This window comes from Lentzea sp. NPDC051208, assembly GCF_040682435.1.
GTDB classification, from domain to species: domain Bacteria; phylum Actinomycetota; class Actinomycetes; order Mycobacteriales; family Pseudonocardiaceae; genus Lentzea; species Lentzea kristufekii.
The window spans coordinates 58,188-78,530 of the sequence record NZ_JBFBAW010000003.1; the positions used below are offsets into that span (position 1 = coordinate 58,188).

A 20,343-nucleotide genomic window follows, 5' to 3' on the forward strand; every position below is an offset into this window, starting at 1 on the left:
AACGCTTTGCACGGGCGGTCCGGATCTTCCGGGCCGCCCGCTCTAGTGAGGGGAAAGGTCTGTGGACCAGAACTGCGTGCTGCAACGGGTGATCCTGCCCCGCGACGAAGATCCGCTCGACGTCCGGCCGCTCTACCTGGACGAGCCGGACTCGGTGCACTGCCACGTCGCGTCCCGCCGCAGCACCACGGTTCCCCCGTCGGCGAAGGTCTCCTTCTCCACGTACTTCAACGCTTTCCCGGCCTCCTACTGGAAGCGCTGGACGACCGTCGACGAGGTCGTGCTGCGCATGGCGGTGCGCGGCACCGGTCGTGTCGACGTGTACCGCTCGCGGCCGTCCGGCGACATCATCCACATCGAGGGCCAGTACGTCCGTGACGCGGCCGAGTGGACCGACGTCGAGTTCACCGTGTCGCTCAAGCCGTTCGAGGACGGCGGCTGGATCTGGTTCGACGTCTTCACCGACGACGCGCCGCTCGAGATCCGAGAGGCGGCCTGGACCGTGCGCGAGCCGTTGCCCGCGCAGACGGTCGCCATCGGCATGACGACCATGCGCCCGGTCGACGCCGTGATCGCGTTGCGCGCGCTCGGCGAGGACAAGGCCGTGCTCGACGTGCTCTGCAAGGTGTTCGTCGCCGACCAGGGTGCAGTGAAGGTCCGTGACACCGAGGGTTACGCGGAGGCCGCGGCACTGCTCGGCGACAAGCTCGAGGTCATCGAGCAGGACAACCTGGGTGGTTCCGGCGGGTTCACCCGCGGCATGTTCGAGGCGATCGAGAACACCGACGCCGACCAGATCATGTTGATGGACGACGACATCCGGCTCGAACCGGACGCGGTGCTGCGCTCCAACGCGTTCGCCCGCGCCGCCGCCCAGCCGGTGATCGTCGGCAGCCACATGCTGAACCTGTACTCGCGGGCCCGCCTGCACAGCTTCGCGGAGATCGTCGACCTCAACACGTGCTTCTGGCGTGCGGCGCCCGGCGCGGTCACCGACCACAACTTCGCGACCGACTCGTTGCGAGACACCAAGGAACTGCACCCGCGCGTCAACGCCACCTACAACGGCTGGTGGATGTGCCTGTTCCCGCGCGAGGTCGTGCGCCGCAGCGGCTACCCGCTGCCGCTCTTCATCAAGTGGGACGACGCCGAGTACTCGTTGCGGGCGCTGGAGCACGGCTTCCCGACGGTGTCCCTGCCCGGCTCCGCGGTGTGGCACATGCCGTGGACCGACAAGAACGACTCGACGGACTGGCAGGCGTACTTCCACACGCGCAACCGTCTGATCCTCGCCGCGCTGCACAGCCCGTACGACGTGAAGAACGGCATCGTGAAGCACGGCCTGAAGCTCACGCTGCGCCACCTGCTGTCGATGGAGTACTCGACCGTCGTGTTGCAGCAGAAGGCGATCGAGGACTTCCTCGCCGGCCCGTCGCTGCTCTTCGACTCGCTGCGCACCGCACTGCCCGAGGTCCGCAAGCTGCGTGCCGAGTACTCCGACGCGCAGACCCTGCCGTCGGCCAGGGAGTTCCCGCCGCCGACCTTCGACCAGGTGCGCGCCGAGGCCCTGCTGCAGCCGTCGCAGTCGAAGATCACCACCGCCAAGCGCGCCGCGAAGTCGTTGCTGCACAACTTCCGCAACCCCGCTCCCGACGCGGCAGGCCGCCCGCAGATGAACGTGCCGGCGCTCAGCGCCCGGTGGTTCCTGCTCGGCAACCTGGACAGCGCCACCGTCTCCACCGCCGACGGCACCGCGGTGGCTTTCTACAAGCGCGACCCGCAGGAGTTCCGCGCGCTGGCCAAGCGGGCGGCCCGCAACTACCGCCGGCTCGGGCAGGAGTGGGACCAGCTCAAGCGCGTCTACCGCGACGCCCTGCCGGAACTGACGTCCACCGAGGCGTGGCGGAAGGTCTTCGAGCGCTGATCACCCCTTGATCCCGGACTCCGTCACCCCGCGCACCAGCCACCGCTGCATCGCCACGAACACGATGACCAGCGGGGTGATGGAGACGGCCGCAGCCAGGAACAGCTCGTGCACGTTGATCGACTGAGCCGTCAGGAACGTCGACAACGCCACCTGCACGGTCCACGAGTCCTGGTCCTGCGCGATGACCAACGGCCACAGGAACTGGTTCCACGAAGTCACGAAAGCGATCACTCCGAGTGCCGCGAAGAACCCACGTGAGTTCGGCACGACAACGCGCCAGAACGTGCCCCAGTGCCCGAGTCCGTCGATTCGCGCGGCTTCCTCCAGCTCCCGGGGGAAGTTCAGGAAGTACTGCCGGAACAGGAACGCCGTGAACCCGCTGAACAGTCCGGGAATCACGAGTCCGCGCAGGTCGGAGACCCAGCCCAGCGTCGACACGACGACGAACGTGGGCACGAACGTCACCGCGGCGGGAATCATCAAAGTGGCGACGACGAAGTAGAACACGACATTCGCGTACCGGTACGGAATCCGTGCCAGCCCGTAACCGGCGAGCGAGCACAGCAAAAGCTGCCCGGTGGTCTGCAAGACCGCCACCACCAACGAATTCACCATGCTCCGCACCAACGGCACGGCCGGATCGCTGAACAGCTCGCCGAAGTTCTCCCAGCGCACCGACGACGGCAGGAACGTCCACGACGTCGCGCTGATCTCCGACTCCGACACCAGCCCGTTGCGCACCACCAGGTAGAACGGCACGAGGAACAGCACGGCCGCCACGGACAAAGCCAAGTACCGCAGAGCTTTCACCGCCGCACCGCCCTTCCCTGCAGCAGTGTCACGCCGACGATCAGCAACGTCAGGATCACCGCGCCCGCGCTGCCGTGCCCGAAGTCCTGCCCTCCGCTGCCCAGAGCCGTGTAGTACAGGTAGATCAGCGGTGGCCGGGCGAACGGCGGATAGCCGCGGTCGGTGCCGAGCACGTTGTAGAACTCGTCGAACGCCTGGTACGCGCCGATCAGCAGGAGCAGCAGCACGGCGACCGAGGTGGTGCGCAGCTGGGGGAGCGTGACGAACCGGAACGCCTGCCACGACCGCGCGCCGTCCAGCGCCGCTGCTTCGTACAGCACGACGGGAATCCGTTGCAGGCCCGCGATGAACAGGATCATGTAGAACCCGAGCTGCAACCACAGCCGCAGCGTCACGAGCACGAGCCAGTACCAGGGCGGCGACGTCGAGACCGTCCACGCGACCGGATCAGCGCCGAACCAGCCCAGCACCGTGTTCGCGAGCCCCGAGCGCAGGCCGTTGAAGATCGAGAGCTTCCACACCAGCGACGCCACGACGTACGAGCAGGCCGTCGGCAGGAAGAACACCGATCGGAAGAACACCTGCATGAAGCTGATCTGGTTGACCAGCAACGCGAGTGCGAGGGCCAGCACGAACGTCAGCGGCACGATGAACGCCGCGAACACGCTGAACGTGCCGAGACTGCTCAGGAACGGTCCGTCGGTCAGCATGTCCGCGTAGTTGCGCAGCCCGACGAACTCGGTCGGTGTCACCGTGTTGCGCGCGTCGAAGAACGACAGCAGCAGGCTCCACCCGATCGGCACGTACACGAACACGAGCAGCCCGGCGGCGAACGGCCCCACGAACAGCCAGAACGCGCGTCCGTGCCTCATCCGTACAGGCGCTTCAGCTCGTCCCTCGCCACACCCGCCGCGGCCTTCAGCTCGGTGTCGGCCGGAGCGCCGTCACGGACCACCCGTGACACGGCGTCGTTGAACGCCGTCCGCATCACCGAGGTCCAGTCCGGCGGGTTGGACGCCTTCGCGTTGTCCCGCACGAACTTCACCGCGTCGGCCGCCGCACCCGACGTCAGCTTCGAGGCCTTCTCCGAGATGCTCTTGCGGGGCGGGATGTGGAAGCCGTAGCCCAGGTTGAAGTCCTCCTGGTAGTCGGTCTTCTCGATCCACAGCCACCGCACGAAGTCCTTGGCCTCGTCGATCCTCTTCGACTTCGCGTTGACCATCGCGCCGAACGCCCCGACCGGCACACTCGCCGAACCGCCGGCACCCAGCGAGGGAAACGGCAGCACGCCGAAGTCGTCACCCAGCGCCTTGGCGACCGCCGGCACCGCCCACAACCCGGTCCACTGCATGGCGACCAGGCCCTGCGTGAACGCGTCCGGCTCCGCCCAGTCCTTCACCGCGCCCAGCAACAGGCTGCCGCTCGTGTAGAGCTCGCGGAGCTTGCCGATCGCCGTCGCCGCAAGGGGATCGTCGAACCCGACCTGGTGGTCCCGCACGTAGTCGAGTCCGGCCGACCAGAGCGCGGGCCCGCCCAGCACGCCGCCACCGCCGTCGTTGCCGGCGAAGAGGCCCTTGACCGAACCCGTCGTGAGGCGCTTCGCGGCGTCGATCAGCTCATCCACAGTGGACGGTGGTCGCACACCGGCCTGGGCGAACAGGCTCTTGCGGTAGAACAACATCTGCATGTCCACGGCCTGCGGCACGCCGTAGACCTTCCCGTCGACGGTGTGCGTCGCGAGAATCGACTCGGAGAAGTCGCTCCTGGCGTCGCCGAAGACGTCGTCGAGCGGCACGAGCTGACCCGCCCGGACCGAGCTGATCTGCGGGGTGGACTCGAAGACGTCCGGTCCGCCGTCGGACAGCAGGCTCGTCGCGAGCTTGGAGTCGTAGTCGCCGGGGTTCCACTGCACGTTGACCTGGGTCTTGGTGTACGCCTTGGCGTAGCGCTCCACGGCCTGCTGCACGCCGGGCTCGCCGTACGCGTGGTACCACTGCTTGAGGGCCTGGCCGTTGCCACCCCTGCCGGTGTTCGAACCGCACGCCGCGAGCAACGCGCTCGCGCCGGCCAGGGACAGAAGTCTGCGTCGGGAAATCACCCACCCCGTCTTACTCCGATCACTCGAAGTGCGCGAGTGGTTACTCGAAGTGGGCGACGACGACGTTCGCGAAGTTGACGACGTACTCGCGGCCGTCAGGCCCTGGGATCGGCTGGGTGTGCCCGTTGCGGACGATCTGGGTCAGCCGCGGCGCGAGGTCGTCCCGCGTCTCGTCGGTGACCGGGAGGGAGATGGGGTTCGGGTTGGCGGCGAGGAACAGCACGAGTTTGCTCATGAGAGCAGCCAACCGCGTTCAGGAGCGCTGCGGAGGGCGGTTCCGCTCGTAGCGATTCCGCCCTCGGCAGACCGGCTCACTTGCGGAAGAAGCGCTCCCGCTGACCGAGGCGCACGAGCTTCAGCCACTCGACGAAGGCCTTCGGGTCCCGCTTCACGGCGAGGAAGTACAGCCCGAACCGGAACACCTCGAGAGCACCGAGCTTGCGCATGCCCGGCTGCGACAGCAGGTACCCGCGGTTGCGGTACGTGTAGTAGCGCTTGATCGGGTTCTCCGGGTCCTGGGCGTGGAACTTGCCGCCCAGCATCGGCTTGAACTCGTCCGAGCCGTCCGGGTGCACGTACGCGACCCGCAGCGACGTGCCGAACGGCAGCCCTGACCGCACCATGCGCCGGTGGACCTCCACCTCGTCGCCGCGGAAGAACAGCCGGTAGTCCGGCACACCGACGACGTCCAGCGTGGAGGCGCGGAACAGCGCCCCGTTGAACAGCGAGGCGATGCCCGGCAGGAAGTCCGTGCCGAGTTCGGCGGCCGAGCGCTTCCACGTCAGGCCGCGGCGCAACGGGAACGCGAGCTTGTCCGGGCTGTCGATGTTGGTGACGACGGGGGAGATCTCCGCGAGACCCCTGCGGTCCGCCTCCTCCAGCAGCACGGCCAGCACGTGCTCGTCGGCCGGGCGGCCGTCGTCGTCGGCCAGCCACACCCAGTCCGCGCCCAGCGAGAGCGCGTGCAGGATGCCCAGCGCGAAACCACCCGCGCCACCGAGGTTGCGGTGCGACGGCAGGTACGTCGTGGGGAGCGGACACTGCTCGACGAGGTCTCCGACGGGCTGGTCGGGACCGTTGTCGACGACGACCAGGTGGTCGGGAACGCGTGTCTGGGTCGCCAGGGCCTTCAGCGACTCGGCCAGCAGCTCCCTGCGGTGGCGGGTGACCACCACCGCGACGACGGAGCCCTTGGGCAGTGCCTCGAGGTTCATGCTCTACTCGCCACCGTTTCCGCTGAGGACGGGGGTCTCCTCGTGCTGGTGCATCCGCTCGAAGGGGTCGAACCCCTTGTACGCGGTCAGCACCTCGCGCAGGCTTCCGAACATCTTGACGTGGCCCTCGTCCATCCAGATCGCCTTGTCGCAGAACTCCGCGAGGAACTCGTCGGAATGGGTCGCGAACACCAGCAGGCCTGAGCGGGCGACCAAGTTCTTGAGGCGGTCGCGGGCCTTCGCCATGAACGCCGCGTCCACCGCGCCGATGCCCTCGTCGAGCAGCAGGATCTCCGGGTTGATCGACGTGACCACGCCGAGGGCCAACCGGACGCGCATGCCCGTCGAGTACGTGCGCAGCGGCATCTGCAGGTAGTCACCGAGTTCGGTGAACTGCGCGATGTCGTCGACGCGGGATTCCATCTGCTTGCGGCTCATGCCGAGGAACAGGCCGCGGATCATGATGTTCTCGTACCCGGAAATCTCCGGGTCCATGCCGACGCCGAGGTCGAAGACCGGCGCCACCTTGCCGACGATGCGCGACTGGCCGCGGGTGGGCTCGTAGATGCCCGCCAGCAGGCGCAGCAGCGTCGACTTGCCGGCGCCGTTGTGGCCGACCAGGCCGACGCGGTCGCCGTCCTTGATCGACAGCGTGATGTCGTGCAGCGCTTCGATGATCGGCACGCGACCCTCTGAGCCGATCTTGCCGCCGACTTTGCCGAGCGCGAGCTTCTTCAGCGACCTCGACTTCGCGTCGAAGATCGGGAAGTCGACCGATGCGTTCCAGACGTCGATGCTGACCATGAGTGTCGACCTCCTTCTAGACCCAGTAGGAAACGCGGGCGCGGTAGTTGCGCAGGATGACCAGTGCGAGCAACCAGCCGACCACTGTGAAGCCGCCGACGATCGCCCAGTGGTGCCAGTCGACGGTGTGACCGAGCATCGGGGCACGGACGATCTCGACGAAGTGGTACACCGGATTCAGCTCTGCGATCCACATGCGCCAGGCACCGTCATCGGGGTTGCCCTTGGTGACCTTCGTCAGGATGCTCGCGTCCCAGACGATCGGCGTCATGAAGAACACGAGGTTGATGAAGCTGTTCACGACCGGCGGGATGTCGCGGAAGCGCGTGCTGATGACACCGAACAGCAACGAGACCCACACGGCGTTGACCGCCAGCAGGACGAAGCCGGGGATCGCCAGTGCGATCGTCCAGCTCAGTCCGGGCTGAAGCGGGCCGTTCTCGGTCATCCGGTACGGCTCGGAGAGCGTGCCGAAGAAGATCAGCATGACGATCACGTAGATCACGAGGTTGTGCAAAAGGAACAGGATCTGGCGCCACACCATGCGCATCACGTGGACGGTGATCGGCGCCGGCAGGTGCTTGATCAGCCCCTCGTTGGCGATGAACACGTCCGTACCCTCGGTGATGCAGCCGAGGATGAAGTTCCAGACGATGAAGCCCGCGGTGATGTACGGCAGGAAGGCCGGCAGCTCCGCGCCGAGCAACACCGAGTACAGCAAGCCCAGCGCCAGCGCCGTGGTGCCCATCGAGATGGTGATCCACAACGGGCCGATGACCGAACGGCGGTAGCGCTGCTTGATGTCCTGCCAGCCGAGGTGGCCCCACAGCTCACGGTGGTCCCACGCCTCCCGCACGTCCGCGAACGCGCGTTTGAAGCTGCGCGACTTGACGGCAGGGGGCGCCTCTGCTTGGTCGGGTGTACTGGTGGCTTGCACGAGGACTGAGCGTACCGGCGACCACCGACCGGCATGCTCACCGGTCGGTCACGGTGCGATCAGACCTTGATCACCTTTACGATGACCTGTTCGTGGTCGTAGGTGTACCCGAGGTAGTCGAACTCCACGCCGTGCGCCGCCACGTGCTCCAGCCAGGCCTTGTGCTCGTGGTCCTGCCACTGCGGGTAGTTGAAGTACTCGTCGAAGACGATGACGCTGCCCTCGACCAGACGGGGCCCGACGAGGTCGAGAACGGTCTTGGTGGACGAGTACAGGTCGCAGTCGACGTGCAGGAACGTGACGGGGCCCTCGTGGTCGGCGAGGAACTTCGGCAGCGTCTCGTCGAACCACCCGGCGATGAGCTCGGCACCGGGCACGTCCGGCAGGCCGTCCATCGTGAACGTGCCGGCGGGGAACCCGTTGCGCCAGTTCTCCGGCAGACCCTCGAAGGAGTCGAAGCCGTAGACGTCGGCGCCCTCCCTGGCGTTCGCGATGATCTTGAGCGTGCCACCGGTGTAGACGCCGAACTCCAGCGCCATGCCGCCCTCGGGCGTCTGGGCCAGCGCGAACTCGAGCGTCTCCCGCGGTGAGCCGAAGTGCGGGACCCGCGGCATGTTCTTGTGCACGAACTGAGCGCTCTGCAGCGCCGCTTCCCTGTCCGCGGCGAACACGATGTCGCGGCGGGCCCGCACCTCGTGGCCCGCGGTGTGGTCGACGATCCGGTTCGCCTGCTGCGCGACCTCGTCGCGCAGGCCGTCCAGCTGGGCCTGGATCCGTTCGATCTGCTCTTGCTGCGGCTTCAACGCGTCCTGGATGAGTTCGAGCGCTTTGACACGAAGCTTGTGACGAAGCTGCTTGGCCTGCAGGCCATTGCGGACTCGGTCGAGCACGGTGGCTCCTCTCCAGAACGGTCAGCGCATCGTAGAGCCACCACCGCATGGCTCAGCTAGAGGTACTGCCCCGTCCCTTTGCCTGTTGTTCCGGCTTCGTTACCTTCGCCGCCGCTGCCGGCGGGAAGCGCACGGCCGCGCATCTGCTCCAGCTGGGCCCGTGCCGCCATCTGCTGGGCGAACAACGCGGTCTGGATGCCGTGGAAGAGGCCCTCCAGCCAGCCCACGAGCTGAGCCTGCGCGATGCGCAGCTCGGCGTCGGAGGGGGTGCCCTCCTCGGTGAACGGCAGCGACAGGCGCTCCAGCTCCTCGCGCAGCTCCGGCGCCAGGCCGTCCTCGAGCTCCTCGATGGACCGCTTGTGGATCTCCTTGAGACGGTTGCGGCTGGCCTCGTCCAGAGGCGCCGCCCGCACCTCCTCCAGCAGCTGCTTGATCATCGTGCCGATCCGCATGACCTTCGCCGGCTGTTCGACGAGGTCGGCGATGTCGCCGTCCTGGCCGCCGACGATTACGACGGGCTGCTCCTGGTTCATGGTCTCCATCCTCGCGCGATTCACGTTTTCGAAACTAATCGGGGTGGGGCTGGTAGTTGCCGTGTTTGCTCGCATACGTACGGTGTGTGTCATGGCGTTCGACGTCGCACGGGTACGAGGGCTCTTCCCCGCGCTCGGCGACGGCTGGGTCCATCTCGACGCACCGGCTGGCATGCAGGTGCCCGAGCAGGTCGCCACCGCCGTCTCCACCGCGCTGCGCGCCCCGGTCTCCGGACCCGGTGGCATCTTTCCCGCGTCCCAGCGTGCCCAGGGCATCGTGGACGCCGCCCGCAGGTCCGTCGCGGACCTCGTCGGCGGCGATCCCGCCGGTGTCGTGCTCGGCCCCTCCTCCGCTGTGCTGCTGCAACGTCTCGCCGACGCGATGACCGACGACTGGTTCATGGGCGACGAGGTCCTGGTTTCCCGCCTGGACCACCCCGCGAACATCGCACCGTGGCTGCGCGCCACCCAGCGCACCGGCAGCGCGGTCAAGTGGGCGGAGATCGACATCGAGACCTGCGAGCTGCCGAGCTGGCAGTTCGACGACCTGGTCACCGACCGCACCAAGCTGATCGCCATCACGGCGGCGTCCGGCGTGGTCGGCACCCGGCCGGACCTGGGCAAGATCTCCGCGGTGGCTCGCGCGCACGGCGCGATGATGGTGGTGGACGCCTCCGCTGCGGCGCCTTTCGTGCCGTTGGACATCGTTGGCATGGGTGCGGACGTCGTGGCTCTGTCCGCCGGCCAGTGGGGCGGTCCGCCGGTCGGCGCGCTGGTGTTCCGCGACCCGTCGGTGCTGGAGCGGCTGCCGTCGGTCTCGGTCGACCCGATGGCGCGCGGCCCGGAGCGGCTGGAGCTCGGCCCGCACGCGTATCCGATGCTCGCCGGGCTCGTTGCCTCGGTGGAGTACCTGGCGGACCTCGACGACGCGGCTTCCGGCACGCGCCGCGAGCGGCTGCTCACGTCGTTGGGATCGGTGAAGGCCTACCAGGCCGGGCTGCTCGCTAATCTGATCAACGAACTGCGTTCGCTGCGACACGTGATGGTGATCGGCGACGCCATGCGGCGGGTGCCCGCGCTGGCGTTCTCGATCGCCGGGGTCAAGGCGGAGGACGGCGTCGAACACCTCGCGTCGCGGGGCGTCTGCGCGTTCGCCGACCCCGGTCAGCACGGCGTGTTCTCGGTGCTGGGCGTCGGCGAGATCGGCGGCGCCATCCGCATCGGGCTCGCGCACTACACGAACGCGGTCGAGATGGACGACCTGGTGCGGGCGGTGGCCGAACTCGGCTGAGGGATTTGGGAGATCATCGTTGGACGACTCGCTGGCTCGCGAGCTCGCGGATCTCTCGGCCCTGCAGCGCCTCGGCTCGTTGAACACCGAGTACCTGCCGCAGCTCTCCGGCGACCTGCGGGCGGCGGCGCTCGTCGCCGTGATGGACGAGATCGTGCTGGGCGCCCGGACCGTCCTGGTGGAACTGGGCTGCGGGTCGTCCTCGGTCCTGCTGGCGCGTTTGTTGCAGCAGCGGGGATTCGGGCACCTGCTGTCGATCGAGCACGACGAACGCATGGCTGCTTTCGTTGCCTCACAAGTGCGCCGCGAAGGTCTCGGCTCCGTTGCCCGCGTGGTGCACGCGCCGTTGTCGCGGCATCCGGCGGCGTTGTCGCGGCACGGCCAGTGGTACGCGCCGCAGCAGGTGCACGACGAAGTGCTCGGGTACGTCGAGCGTTTCGGCCTGGTGGACCTGCTCCTGGTGGACGGGCCGGGGTTCGGCGACTCGCGCTATCCGGCGCTGCCCGTGCTCAGTGCCGTGCTGGCGCCGGGGGCGACGGTGCTGGCCGACGACGCCGACCGCCCGGACGAGCAGGCGGTGCTGACGCGGTGGTCCGAGGAGTTCGGGCTGGAGTTCCGCACGGCTCCCCGGACCGCGCTGGCCGTGGCTACCGCTCTCGCTTGAGCAGGACCTTGCCGAAGACGTCGCTCGCCTCCAGCAGGCGGTGCGCTTCGGCGGCGTTCGACATCGGCACGACCTGGCCGACGATCGGCTTGACCGCACCGCTCTCGATCAACGGCCACAGGTGTTCGCGGACCTGGGCGACGATCGCGCCCTTGCTGTCGACGCTGCGCCCGCGCAGACCCGTCGCCATCACGGAAGCGCGCTTGGCGAGGAGCTTGCCGATCGGCAGTTCGCCCTTCACGCCGCCCTGCATGCCGATGATCATCAACCGGCCGTCCGGGGCGAGGACGTCGATGTTGCGGGGGAGGTAGGAGGCGCCCATGTTGTCGAGGACGACGTCCGCGTGCTCGACCTCGGCGACGAAGTCCTGCGTCTTGTAGTTGACCGTGATGTCCGCGCCGAGCTCGGCGCACTTGCGCAGCCGCTCGTCCGATCCCGCGGTGACCGCGACGGTCGCGCCGAGTGCCTTGGCCACCTGGATCGCGTGCGTGCCGATGCCGCCCGCACCGCCGTGCACGAGGAACGTCTCGCCGAGCTTGAGCCGGCCGTCCATCACGACGTTCGACCACACCGTGCACGCGACCTCGGGCAGCGCGGCCGCCGTGACGACGTCGACGTTCGCCGGGACGGGCAGGACCTGGACCGCGGGCACGACGACCTTCTCCGCGTAGCCGCCGCCGGCCAGCAGCGCGCACACCTCGTCACCGACGTTCCACCCGGTCACGCCCTCGCCGACCGCGGCGATCGTGCCGGAGCACTCCAGCCCGATGATGTCCGACGCGCCGCGTGGCGGTGGGTACAAACCCTGTCGCTGCAACAGGTCCGCGCGGTTGACCGCACTCGCGGCGACGTCGATCAGCACCTCGCCCTCGCCCGGCACCGGGTCTGCGACCTCGGTCCACTCGAGCACGTCCGGGCCGCCGGGTTCGCGAACAGTGATGGCACGCATGCGGTCGACCGTAATACCGTTCGACAGGTCCGGCACCATCGGATCATGGACGCCTGGCCGCTACGACATCTGGTTCTCCGCACCCCGCGCCTGGAGTTGCGCCCGGACGACGACTCCGGCCTGTTCGAACTCGTCGAGGTCGCCAAGGCGGGCGTGCACGACCCGGCCGAGATGCCGTTCAACGTGCCGTGGACCGACAGCCTCGCCGACGACCACGGGTTCGGCATGGTCCAGTTCTTCTGGGGCATGCGCGCCAAGCTGGCGGCCAAGGACTGGGCGATCTGCTTCCTCGTGCGGCACGAGGGCAAGGTGATCGGTGTGCAGGAGCTGGGCGCGCGCGATTTCGGCGTGCTGCGCGAGGTGAACACCGGCTCGTGGCTCGGCAAGGAGTTCCAGGGCGGCGGTCTCGGCACGGAGATGCGTGTCGGCGTGCTGCAGTTCGCGTTCGACCACCTGGGCGCGCACATCGCTCGTTCGGCGGCTTGGCAGGGCAACCACGCCTCGAACCGGGTCAGCGCCAAGCTCGGGTACGTGCACGACGGCACGATCGGTGTGGCACCACGCGGAGAACGCCTTGAGCACGTGCGATTGCGTCTGGACGAGGCGAATTTCGTGCGCCCGGAATGGAACGTCGCGGTCGAGGGGCTAGCGGAGTGTGTTCACCTGATCACCACCTGAACTCCCGCCGACCGACGGATTGTGGCCTGCGTCTCCCTTTTGTGAGGGTTCAGCCATCTCGAACGAAGGGGAACGTTCATGTCCGGCAGAACCAAGCTGGCGGCTGTGCTTGCCATCTCGGCATTAGTCGCTGCCCCCACCGCCACGGCGTCCGCCGCCGAACCGGCAGGCCCCGAACTCGCCAAGAAGCTCGCGAAGAAGGTGACCGTCGAGGGTGTCAACCGGCACCTCATCGCGTTCCAGCGCATCGCCGACCGCAACGGCGGCAACCGCGCGGCCCTGACGCCCGGCTACGACGCGAGCGTCGACTACGTCGCGGGCAAGCTGCGTGACCAGGGCTTCATCGTCACGACGCCGAACTTCAGCTTCGAAGTCCCCGTCACCGACGCCGAGACCGCCCGCGTCGACGGCGTGAACTACCAGGCGCTCATCCTGACCGCCTCACCCCAGACCCCGGCCGGCGGCATCACCGGCCCGCTGCGCGTCGTTCCCGAGGACACCACCACGGGCTGCGAGGCGACCGACTTCGCCGGCCAGAACTTCACCGGCTCCGTCGCCCTCATCCGCCGCGGCGGATGCACGTTCGAGCAGAAGCACCTCAACGCGTTCGCCGCGGGCGCCGTCGCCGTGCTGGTCTCGAACAACACGGCGGGCCCGCTGGCCAACGTGACGCTGACCAACCCCGGCAAGATCCCGACCGGCGGCATCTCCCAGGCCGACGGCACCACGCTCGCCGGCAAGGCAGGCGCCTCGGTCACCGTGGACATGCGCTACCACAACGAGACCCGCACCCAGCGCAACGTCATCGCCGAGACCCGCACCGGCCGCAAGAACAACGTCGTCATGGCCGGTGCCCACCTCGACAGCGTCGAACTGGGCGCGGGCATCAACGACAACGGCACCGGCTCCGCCGCGCTCCTCGAGACGGCCCTGCAGCTCGGCGCCCGCCCGAAGGTCGACAACGCCATCCGCTTCGCCTGGTGGGGCGCGGAAGAGCGCGGCCTCATCGGCTCCGAGGAGTGGGTCCGCTCGCTGACGTTCGAACAGCAGCTGGACATCGCCCTGTACCTGAACTTCGACATGGTCGGTTCCCCGAACGCCGCGTACTTCATCTACGACGGCGACAACTCCGACGGCGTGGGCGCGGGCGAGGGCCCGTACGGCTCGGCCCAGATCGAAAAGGCCTTCGCCGACTACTTCGCCGCCAAGGGCGTCCCCACCGAGGGCACGGACTTCTCGGGCCGCTCGGACTACGGCGAGTTCATCGCGCAGGGCATCCCCGCCGGCGGCCTGTTCACCGGCGCCGAGGGCGTCAAGACCGAGGCACAGGCAGCCAAGTGGGGCGGCACGGCAGGCGTCGCCTACGACCCGTGCTACCACTCGAAGTGCGACAACCTCGGCAACGTCGACCGCGTGGCCCTGGGCCGCAACGCCGGCGCCATCGCGTTCGTGACAGCGGCCTACGGCGTGTCCACAGAGGACGTCAACGGCGTGCCGCCGCGTTCGGCTCGCGCTGAGGTCCGTTCTTCCGCGGCTCTGATGCAGTCCGCCGCGCACGACGACCACAACCACCTGGCCGTCTCGTAGTTCGCTTGTCCTGATCAACGGCGGCGGTGTCCTCTGGGCGCCGCCGCTTCGTTCGTTCGGGGCGGGTTGCGCATGCCTTGCCGGGCAATTCATCGCCGCTGCTCAGAAAGGCATCACTGCGCACGCCTCAGCTATGCCGGACGAAAGCAATGGGGCACCAGCCCCCGAAAACTCCTGGAGCGAGGTGAGGTCGACGCTTCCCGTCGACACACCTCGCCCACTTGCGGAAGCGGAGGGATTTGAACCCCCGGACGGTTGCCCGTCTCCCGCTTTCAAGGCTGCATCTGGCTGTCCAGGGTTGTTCGGTCTAGTCCGCGGTTATCGGTCTCGCCTGGTCAGGGGTGCTGTCCCGTCCCAACCCGTCCCGGACCGTTGCTACACCCGTCGCTACACCTCGTTCTGGTGGCTGGCCTGGTGGCTGTCCCATCCCGCTGGTCCTCGGTGGGGCGGCTTTGGCATGTCCGGTGGCCGATGACGCGGAGCGTTGGCGGGCGTCGATCGCCGTGCCCGGCTCGGTCAGGTCTTGGACCGCGCGATCGTCCTGACGCCTGGGTGCTGGGAGCTCCTGGGTGTCGCCGTCGGTGGCGCGCTGCCGTGGAGGGACGCCGGCCGCGCCGCACGGCCGACGGGCGGAGCGAAGCGGGAGCCCGGCGTGCCGGGATGGATGGGGAGCCGGTGCCGAGGTGACAGGCCCCGTGCGCGCCGCCGACGGCGGCGCGCCTTGATCCCATAGAGCCAAGTTCGGCAGCACTTCCGACGACGCCAAAGCGACAGGCCGCGAGCGATCTTGATTCGAACGCGCTTGCCGATAGGCCAATCGTGTCGTTCGCTGCTCTGGTCAGGTGAAGTAGGTGCTGATCCACATCACCATTTAGTCAAGCAACTCCCCTGAGTCAGTGCTCGTGTGCTTCGCTCCAGTAGTGACCGCCATATTTCCTACTGTGCATCCGTCGGGGGCACCATTCGGAAGCCTGCATCCAAATCACTGCAAAGAGCAAATCAGCATCGCCTATGCGCATGCGGTTGTTACCGCTGCACGATGCAAGCTCGACCACATAAAGATAGACAATAACAGTGTCGATGCGGTTGTCATGCAGGAGGCGGAACATGAGCTGCTAGACGGCGTGGAACTAGACATACAGCTAAAGTGCACGGCTCAGAGAGACCGTGTTCGTGATGATCATGTTGCATGGCCGCTTGAGCAGACCAACCACAACCAGCTGGCGTCCGAGCGTCGCTACAACAAAGCGATCTTGGTCGTGATGGTGGTACCCGAACGTGTAGAAGAGTGGGTAACGCAGAGCGAAGACTCGCTACAGCTAGTTAGATGTGCCTACTGGGTCGGCATGACGGGGCAACCACTTACCGACAACCAGTCGAAGACTGTCAGGCTACCGAAGAGTAACGTCTTCAACGTCGAACAGCTACTGGGCATACTTCAGCGGGTCGCGGACGGAGGGAGACCATGACATACGTCTTGGATCAGCTTCCCGCCGATCTTGCCATCACCCCTCGTGCGGTCGCAGGGTTCCTTGCCGTGAGTGGCTGGAGTCTGGATTCTGGTGATGAGATCAGCGAATTGTGGTCACTCAGAGAAGGCTCGACCACTCGTGCGCAGATAAGGCTTCCTCTTGATCAGACGTTTGTAGATTTCGATCGGCGATTTGATATTGTATTGAAGCGCCTCTCGTTGTTTCATGATTGGGATTACTTTCAACTTGCGAGTAGTGTTCTTGGCACTAAGTCTGATCTGTTGTACATTCGAGCAGATCAGCTGATTCGATACGACAGCATCCCGCTAAAGCAAGCCGAGCAGCTGATTTCAGGGACTGCGAAGTTATTGACTGCTGCGGCGTGGTCAACAATCGAGCGGCGTGCTAACTACACGGGACGCCGTCCGGACATTGTGCGGAACTTTGTTGAAGAAGAAGTCCGCATGGGACATACGCAAAGAGGAAGCTTCATTCTGACCGTGATTACCCGGCTGGATGAGGATGAAACGATCGTTCCTGAACAGGCAGAGCCGCTTGCGCTTAGCGCGGCTGATTCCACCGCCATAGAGGCTCCGGACGTCGAGCTATTGCGGGAGACATTAAAGAGTTCGGGAATCGTCACCAATCGGACCGCGTATGAGGAACGTCAGCGCGAAGAATTAGCTATTCCCCCGTTTCAGCGGCGAGTGATGTCCACGCTTGCTAGCGCATTAAGAACGACCGCAAGACTCGCAAGTGAAGATTCTCTTGCTGGCCTTGACTCTGCTGTGGACAGTGGGGTCAGTGCGATGCTGTGTGATTCGTTAGACGAGATGACTAGGTTTGCCGGATTGCGCACGCTCGATCTGAATTTTAAATGGGCGCCTGCGGTTTCTCGGGAGCATCCTGCAATCGAAAGAGTGACCTTTGGGCGCGATCAGATCCCGCGCTTGATTAACATCCGGGATCGGCTTCGGGAACGTCCAGACATTGAGCGAGCAACAGTCTTCGGGCGCGTCACAAAGCTTGAGCGTTCAGATCAATCTGACGACGCGGATGAAGCTATGGTCACTGTTCGAGGCGTGTTCGAGAGAAATCGGGAGCGAGTGTTCAAAGTGCGTTTGGCAGGCGCAGAGCACGACCTCGCCATTCGTGCATATAGGGAGCAGTTCCCAATCGCTATTACAGGCGATATTGATCGCAGGAAGCGCTCATTTACTTTCGAGGGCAATATTGCCATTGAGTCAATGCGCGAGTAGGTGGTACTAGGCGACCGGGACTACCTCAGGATTGCCAGCAAGTCGATGGTCGTCGTGATCGCGCTGGGATTCTCGGCTATGAACAAATCGACTTTTTCTGGCTTGTTGGCATAACCGATCACTGGCATTTGAGCTGTTTGGGCCGCCTGGATGTCCGTTAGTGAGTCGCCAAGTAGGACGCATTCCATGGTCGCGAGACCGAGCATGTTCGCAGCTTGATGTAGCAGGAACGGACTTGGCTTCAGCAGGAACGGATTTGGATCTGTGCGGGCTGAAACGTAGTCAATGTATGATTTCAGCTCATGGTGATGGAGATATGCCTCGATAGCAGTGGCGCTGTTGTTGCTGACAATTGCAAGTTTTCGCCCATTTGAATGCCATTGTCGAATAAGATCGTGTGCACCCATTGTGGGCTCGGCCGTCGCTACTGCTTCAACCTCGTGGGCGCGCAGGGCTGCTTCGGTGTAAAGCGCCTCATCGTCGCCTAGGTTTGCTGCGAAGCTCAATACATCGAAAGGGTCACCGGTCGTCTGAATCTCGTCAGGAAGGTCAGAGTGTCCGCCCCCGGCAAGAATCTCTCGTAGTTGTTCAGCTACGGCAGGAGCCGGAAACCCTGCGAACACTGAACAGATCGGACCATCGAAGTCCAGCAGCAGGGCATCTGCGTCGAGCAAGACGCGCCGAATCTTCGCTTGATCATCGACAAAAAGGCGATTGCTAGTCATCGGACGTACTCCACCGAAACTGTGCCCCACATCGAGTCGAACCACATGCGGGCTTGTTCGACATACTGACTGCCAGTGCTGGTGTCGTCGTCGGTGACGCTGTGGTGGAACAGGATGGCTTCCTTGCCCACAAGGTCGTAGATCGGCTTCGGTTCGCCATCGAAGCGGATCACGTGCTCGCGAACGGGGTAGAAGCCGAAGAAGGCTTCCTCGTTGTTGAGCAGGTAGAGCTTGAACAGCGGCGCGGCCCGGTGAACCTTGATCTCGACGGAGACGTCTTTGACCAGGCCGAGGTCTCCGAGTTCCTGGACGCTGTCGACGATCGCGAGAGTGTGGCGGCGCATGATCTCTTCCATGCGCTTGCGGAAGCCCGGGCTGTCCTGCAAGTCCTCGACCTGGCACGGGATCGCCCACGGCTGAGACGTATCGGGGACGAGCATCCGGATGTTGACCGAGGCGGGTGTCAACCGACCGATTCGGATCTTGTCCAGCGGCTCCTGCATGACGCCTTGCAGCGTCTCGCCAGAGAAGCCGGCGAAGTCGATGACCACGTGCTCGGCCTCGAACGCTCGCTCGATGTGCGGACGGAGGCCTACTGGGCGTTCGGTGCGCTCGCGGACGAAGACGCCGCTGCCCTGTCGGGAGACGATCAGGCCCTCGTCGCGTAGTTCGCGGAGTGCGTTCTGCACGGTCATCGGCGCGACTTCATACTTCTTCGCCAACTCGGCGCGTGAAGGCAGCTTGTCGCCGGCCTTGAACACCTTGGTGAGGATGGCGGCCCGAAGCGCGTTCGCCACCTGCACATATGGCGGTCGCGGGTCGTCGGGATCCAGAGCCACTGCGGTCCTCCAGGTGCCTAACTTACGTCTGAAGTCGCCCAAATTGGCGCTACTGCAACGCTACTGGCCGCTACAAACACTCGTCTAGCCCGCCTAGCGAGCTAGCTCAACCAGGACAACGTGCTTGTTGCTTGACTTGGCTAGACAACCTAGCTAGATTCTAACTTGGCTAGGTCGTACAGGCGGGCTAGCAGGGCTAGGGAGGTTGTCATGGCGGTTCCGTACGGCACGCGCTTCGATGCGGCGTTTGACCAGGTCTTTCCGCAGGGCGCGCTGATGGTCGGTGTGGTCGCTCCGGATATGGAGTACATGAGCAACGAGGACAAGGCGCGCGGCAAGCAGGTCAAGCAGAAGGTTGACGAGCGGTCCGGCAAGCGGCAGTGGAAGGTCGTCGTCACCGATCCGTCGGCGGAGAAGGAGCGGGACGCGTCGGTCACGATCACCGTGCTAGCGGACGTTCAGCCTGTCCCGCCTCAGGCCGTGCAGGTCATGCCCGGCGTTGAGGTCCGGCCGGTCGCGTTCGAGGGACTGACGGTCGAGCCGCGCGTCATGGGGGACCGGTTCAAGTACCAGGGCTTCACGATCCGGGCCACGGGTATCAGCGCGCCTCAGGTCGGGGCTCCGCCCAAGCGTGAGAACAAGCCTGCGGGTCAGCAGGGTCAGATCGATCAGAAGTCGGCGGCCTAACAGTGGCGCGGCCGTCGCGTGAGGCGGTCGCCCGGTGGAACACCGCGTATGCGGAGCAGACGACGGCCTTGTTTGCGGCATCCCGTACAGGCGACAAGCAGGCACTTCTTCGTCTGGCTCTGGGCTACTCCGCGGTGGCGGAGGCGTGGCGGATCTTGGTCGCTGATCTGGCGGTGCCGCTTTGGGCTCGTCACGCCTGCTCCATCGCCGCTGAGGAGTTCGAGCGTCGCGCGCGGCTTGAACAGTCCCGTTCTGGGGAGGAGTCGTGATGTTGAAGCTCATGATCTCGCCTGGTCCTGCGGCGTCGGCGGACATCGTGGCGTGGCCCGACTCGGCCGCTGCGGAACATTGCCTGCGGCTGAACCTCGATCCGGCGCAGATCGCTATCCATGTGCCGGACGGGCCTGAAGGTCGGGAGCAGTTGGCGGCGTTCCTGCGGACGCTGTCGCAGCACGCCGGCCTGTTGGCTGCGGTGCTCGAACCGTCCAAAGGTGCTGGCTGGGTCGGGAACACGCCTGCGCCACTGATGGAGCGGGGCTAGCCATGCTCGATGAACTCCAGCTGTCTGACGCGGTGCTCGGTGAGTTCGCGGACGACGTGCAGGTTCAGCTGATGCTGGTGGCCCTGCTCGATGATCCGTGGAGCTTGTGGACCGTGCCGAAGCTAGCCGAGTTTCTTCGGCAACCGCTGTGGACCGTCTACCGGCGGATGGAGCGCTTGCGCCGCTGTGGGTTGGTTCAGCGAGTGCCGTTCTGGCCGGAGCAGGAACGGCCGTGGCGGTACTGGGTCTCGCCGGACGGGCTGCGGTCGTCGCGGTGGCTGATCCGGGCGAACTTCGAGGTGCTGCACGTGATGGCGGTACCGCTCGGGTTGTCGGTGCGCAAGGCGTTGGGATTCGGCCCGATCCTCGATGCCTGCCGGTGTGACTGTGGCCGGTGCTGCTGCGGGCTTCCGCACATCTAGCCGCGTTAGGCGGTGG

At 65.9% G+C, this 20,343-nt stretch carries 22 protein-coding genes; 10 read left to right on the forward strand and 12 right to left on the reverse strand.

The window, feature by feature from the left end; genetic code table 11:
- Nucleotides 1-61 precede the first annotated feature (61 nt).
- Complete coding sequence (locus tag AB0M48_RS07480) at nucleotides 62-1,924, forward strand: glycosyltransferase (RefSeq protein WP_363836762.1); 1,863 nt, start codon at nucleotides 62-64, stop codon at nucleotides 1,922-1,924.
- Here AB0M48_RS07480 and AB0M48_RS07485 read toward each other — a convergent pair whose 3' ends face one another.
- The 9 genes from AB0M48_RS07485 to AB0M48_RS07525 all read right to left on the reverse strand — a co-directional run bounded on the left by AB0M48_RS07485 (nucleotide 1,925) and on the right by AB0M48_RS07525 (nucleotide 9,213).
- Entirely contained in the window at nucleotides 1,925-2,737 is an 813-nt protein-coding gene (locus AB0M48_RS07485; protein WP_363836765.1) for a carbohydrate ABC transporter permease, read from the reverse strand.
- Nucleotides 2,734-3,609 carry a sugar ABC transporter permease gene (locus tag AB0M48_RS07490; RefSeq protein ID WP_363836767.1) on the reverse strand — a complete coding sequence of 292 codons (876 nt, stop codon included), beginning with the start codon at nucleotides 3,607-3,609 and terminating at the stop codon, nucleotides 2,734-2,736. Before AB0M48_RS07490 ends, AB0M48_RS07485 begins: the two co-directional genes overlap by 4 nt.
- Entirely contained in the window at nucleotides 3,606-4,835 is a 1,230-nt protein-coding gene (locus tag AB0M48_RS07495; protein WP_363836770.1) for a sugar ABC transporter substrate-binding protein, read from the reverse strand. Before AB0M48_RS07495 ends, AB0M48_RS07490 begins: the two co-directional genes overlap by 4 nt.
- A 40-nt stretch (nucleotides 4,836-4,875) precedes the next feature.
- The gene (locus AB0M48_RS07500; protein WP_266041090.1) at nucleotides 4,876-5,070 is read right to left on the reverse strand and encodes a hypothetical protein; all 195 of its coding nucleotides are present in this window, start codon (nucleotides 5,068-5,070) and stop codon (nucleotides 4,876-4,878) included.
- Nucleotides 5,071-5,146: 76 nt separating this feature from the next.
- On the reverse strand, nucleotides 5,147-6,049 hold the full coding sequence (locus AB0M48_RS07505) for a glycosyltransferase family 2 protein (protein WP_363836773.1): 903 nt from the start codon (nucleotides 6,047-6,049) through the stop codon (nucleotides 5,147-5,149).
- A 3-nt stretch (nucleotides 6,050-6,052) separates the two neighbouring features.
- On the reverse strand, nucleotides 6,053-6,853 hold the full coding sequence (locus AB0M48_RS07510) for an ABC transporter ATP-binding protein (protein ID WP_363836775.1): 801 nt from the start codon (nucleotides 6,851-6,853) through the stop codon (nucleotides 6,053-6,055).
- A gap of 16 nt (nucleotides 6,854-6,869) precedes the next feature.
- Entirely contained in the window at nucleotides 6,870-7,790 is a 921-nt protein-coding gene (locus AB0M48_RS07515) for an ABC transporter permease (protein ID WP_363836777.1), read from the reverse strand.
- Between the two features lie 59 nt (nucleotides 7,791-7,849).
- The gene (locus AB0M48_RS07520) at nucleotides 7,850-8,680 is read right to left on the reverse strand and encodes a class I SAM-dependent methyltransferase (RefSeq protein ID WP_363836779.1); all 831 of its coding nucleotides are present in this window, start codon (nucleotides 8,678-8,680) and stop codon (nucleotides 7,850-7,852) included.
- 56 nt (nucleotides 8,681-8,736) lie between these two features.
- On the reverse strand, nucleotides 8,737-9,213 hold the full coding sequence (locus tag AB0M48_RS07525; protein ID WP_319989793.1) for a bacterial proteasome activator family protein: 477 nt from the start codon (nucleotides 9,211-9,213) through the stop codon (nucleotides 8,737-8,739).
- A 91-nt stretch (nucleotides 9,214-9,304) separates the two neighbouring features.
- Here AB0M48_RS07525 and AB0M48_RS07530 point away from each other — a divergent pair, with 91 nt between their 5' ends.
- Entirely contained in the window at nucleotides 9,305-10,504 is a 1,200-nt protein-coding gene (locus tag AB0M48_RS07530) for a cysteine desulfurase-like protein (RefSeq protein WP_363836781.1), read from the forward strand.
- Between the two features lie 19 nt (nucleotides 10,505-10,523).
- Nucleotides 10,524-11,168: a class I SAM-dependent methyltransferase gene (locus AB0M48_RS07535; protein ID WP_363836783.1), complete on the forward strand. Its 645-nt coding sequence runs from the start codon at nucleotides 10,524-10,526 to the stop codon at nucleotides 11,166-11,168.
- On the opposite strand, the gene AB0M48_RS07540 is transcribed toward AB0M48_RS07535, so the two are convergent.
- Nucleotides 11,152-12,117 (reverse strand): NAD(P)H-quinone oxidoreductase, encoded by a 966-nt coding sequence (locus AB0M48_RS07540; RefSeq protein WP_363836785.1) that lies wholly within the window; start codon nucleotides 12,115-12,117, stop codon nucleotides 11,152-11,154. The genes AB0M48_RS07535 and AB0M48_RS07540 overlap by 17 nt on opposite strands.
- A gap of 45 nt (nucleotides 12,118-12,162) precedes the next feature.
- Here AB0M48_RS07540 and AB0M48_RS07545 point away from each other — a divergent pair, with 45 nt between their 5' ends.
- From AB0M48_RS07545 to AB0M48_RS07560, 4 genes are all read left to right on the forward strand, one after another.
- Nucleotides 12,163-12,795 (forward strand): GNAT family N-acetyltransferase, encoded by a 633-nt coding sequence (locus tag AB0M48_RS07545; RefSeq protein WP_363836787.1) that lies wholly within the window; start codon nucleotides 12,163-12,165, stop codon nucleotides 12,793-12,795.
- Nucleotides 12,796-12,873: 78 nt separating this feature from the next.
- Nucleotides 12,874-14,382 carry a M28 family metallopeptidase gene (locus AB0M48_RS07550; protein ID WP_363836789.1) on the forward strand — a complete coding sequence of 503 codons (1,509 nt, stop codon included), beginning with the start codon at nucleotides 12,874-12,876 and terminating at the stop codon, nucleotides 14,380-14,382.
- Nucleotides 14,383-15,302: 920 nt separating this feature from the next.
- Nucleotides 15,303-15,851, forward strand: coding sequence for a DUF4365 domain-containing protein (locus AB0M48_RS07555; protein ID WP_363836791.1), 549 nt, complete (start codon nucleotides 15,303-15,305; stop codon nucleotides 15,849-15,851).
- Complete coding sequence (locus AB0M48_RS07560) at nucleotides 15,848-17,113, forward strand: hypothetical protein (protein WP_363836793.1); 1,266 nt, start codon at nucleotides 15,848-15,850, stop codon at nucleotides 17,111-17,113. The genes AB0M48_RS07555 and AB0M48_RS07560 overlap by 4 nt, the downstream gene beginning before the upstream one ends.
- Before the next feature lie 20 nt (nucleotides 17,114-17,133).
- Here the strand turns inward: AB0M48_RS07560 and AB0M48_RS07565 are convergent, their stop codons facing one another.
- Both AB0M48_RS07565 and AB0M48_RS07570 read right to left on the reverse strand, forming a co-directional pair.
- A complete protein-coding gene (locus AB0M48_RS07565) occupies nucleotides 17,134-17,838 on the reverse strand; it encodes an HAD family phosphatase (protein ID WP_363836795.1) in 705 nt (234 codons plus the stop codon).
- Nucleotides 17,835-18,677 carry a GntR family transcriptional regulator gene (locus tag AB0M48_RS07570; RefSeq protein WP_363836797.1) on the reverse strand — a complete coding sequence of 281 codons (843 nt, stop codon included), beginning with the start codon at nucleotides 18,675-18,677 and terminating at the stop codon, nucleotides 17,835-17,837. Before AB0M48_RS07570 ends, AB0M48_RS07565 begins: the two co-directional genes overlap by 4 nt.
- A 210-nt stretch (nucleotides 18,678-18,887) precedes the next feature.
- On the opposite strand from AB0M48_RS07570, the gene AB0M48_RS07575 reads away from it, so the two are divergent.
- From AB0M48_RS07575 to AB0M48_RS07585, 3 genes are all read left to right on the forward strand, one after another.
- A complete protein-coding gene (locus AB0M48_RS07575) occupies nucleotides 18,888-19,364 on the forward strand; it encodes a hypothetical protein (protein WP_363836799.1) in 477 nt (158 codons plus the stop codon).
- Between the two features lie 268 nt (nucleotides 19,365-19,632).
- Nucleotides 19,633-19,905 (forward strand): hypothetical protein, encoded by a 273-nt coding sequence (locus tag AB0M48_RS07580; protein WP_363836801.1) that lies wholly within the window; start codon nucleotides 19,633-19,635, stop codon nucleotides 19,903-19,905.
- Nucleotides 19,906-19,907: 2 nt separating this feature from the next.
- A complete protein-coding gene (locus AB0M48_RS07585) occupies nucleotides 19,908-20,327 on the forward strand; it encodes a hypothetical protein (RefSeq protein ID WP_363836803.1) in 420 nt (139 codons plus the stop codon).
- Nucleotides 20,328-20,343 lie beyond the last annotated feature (16 nt).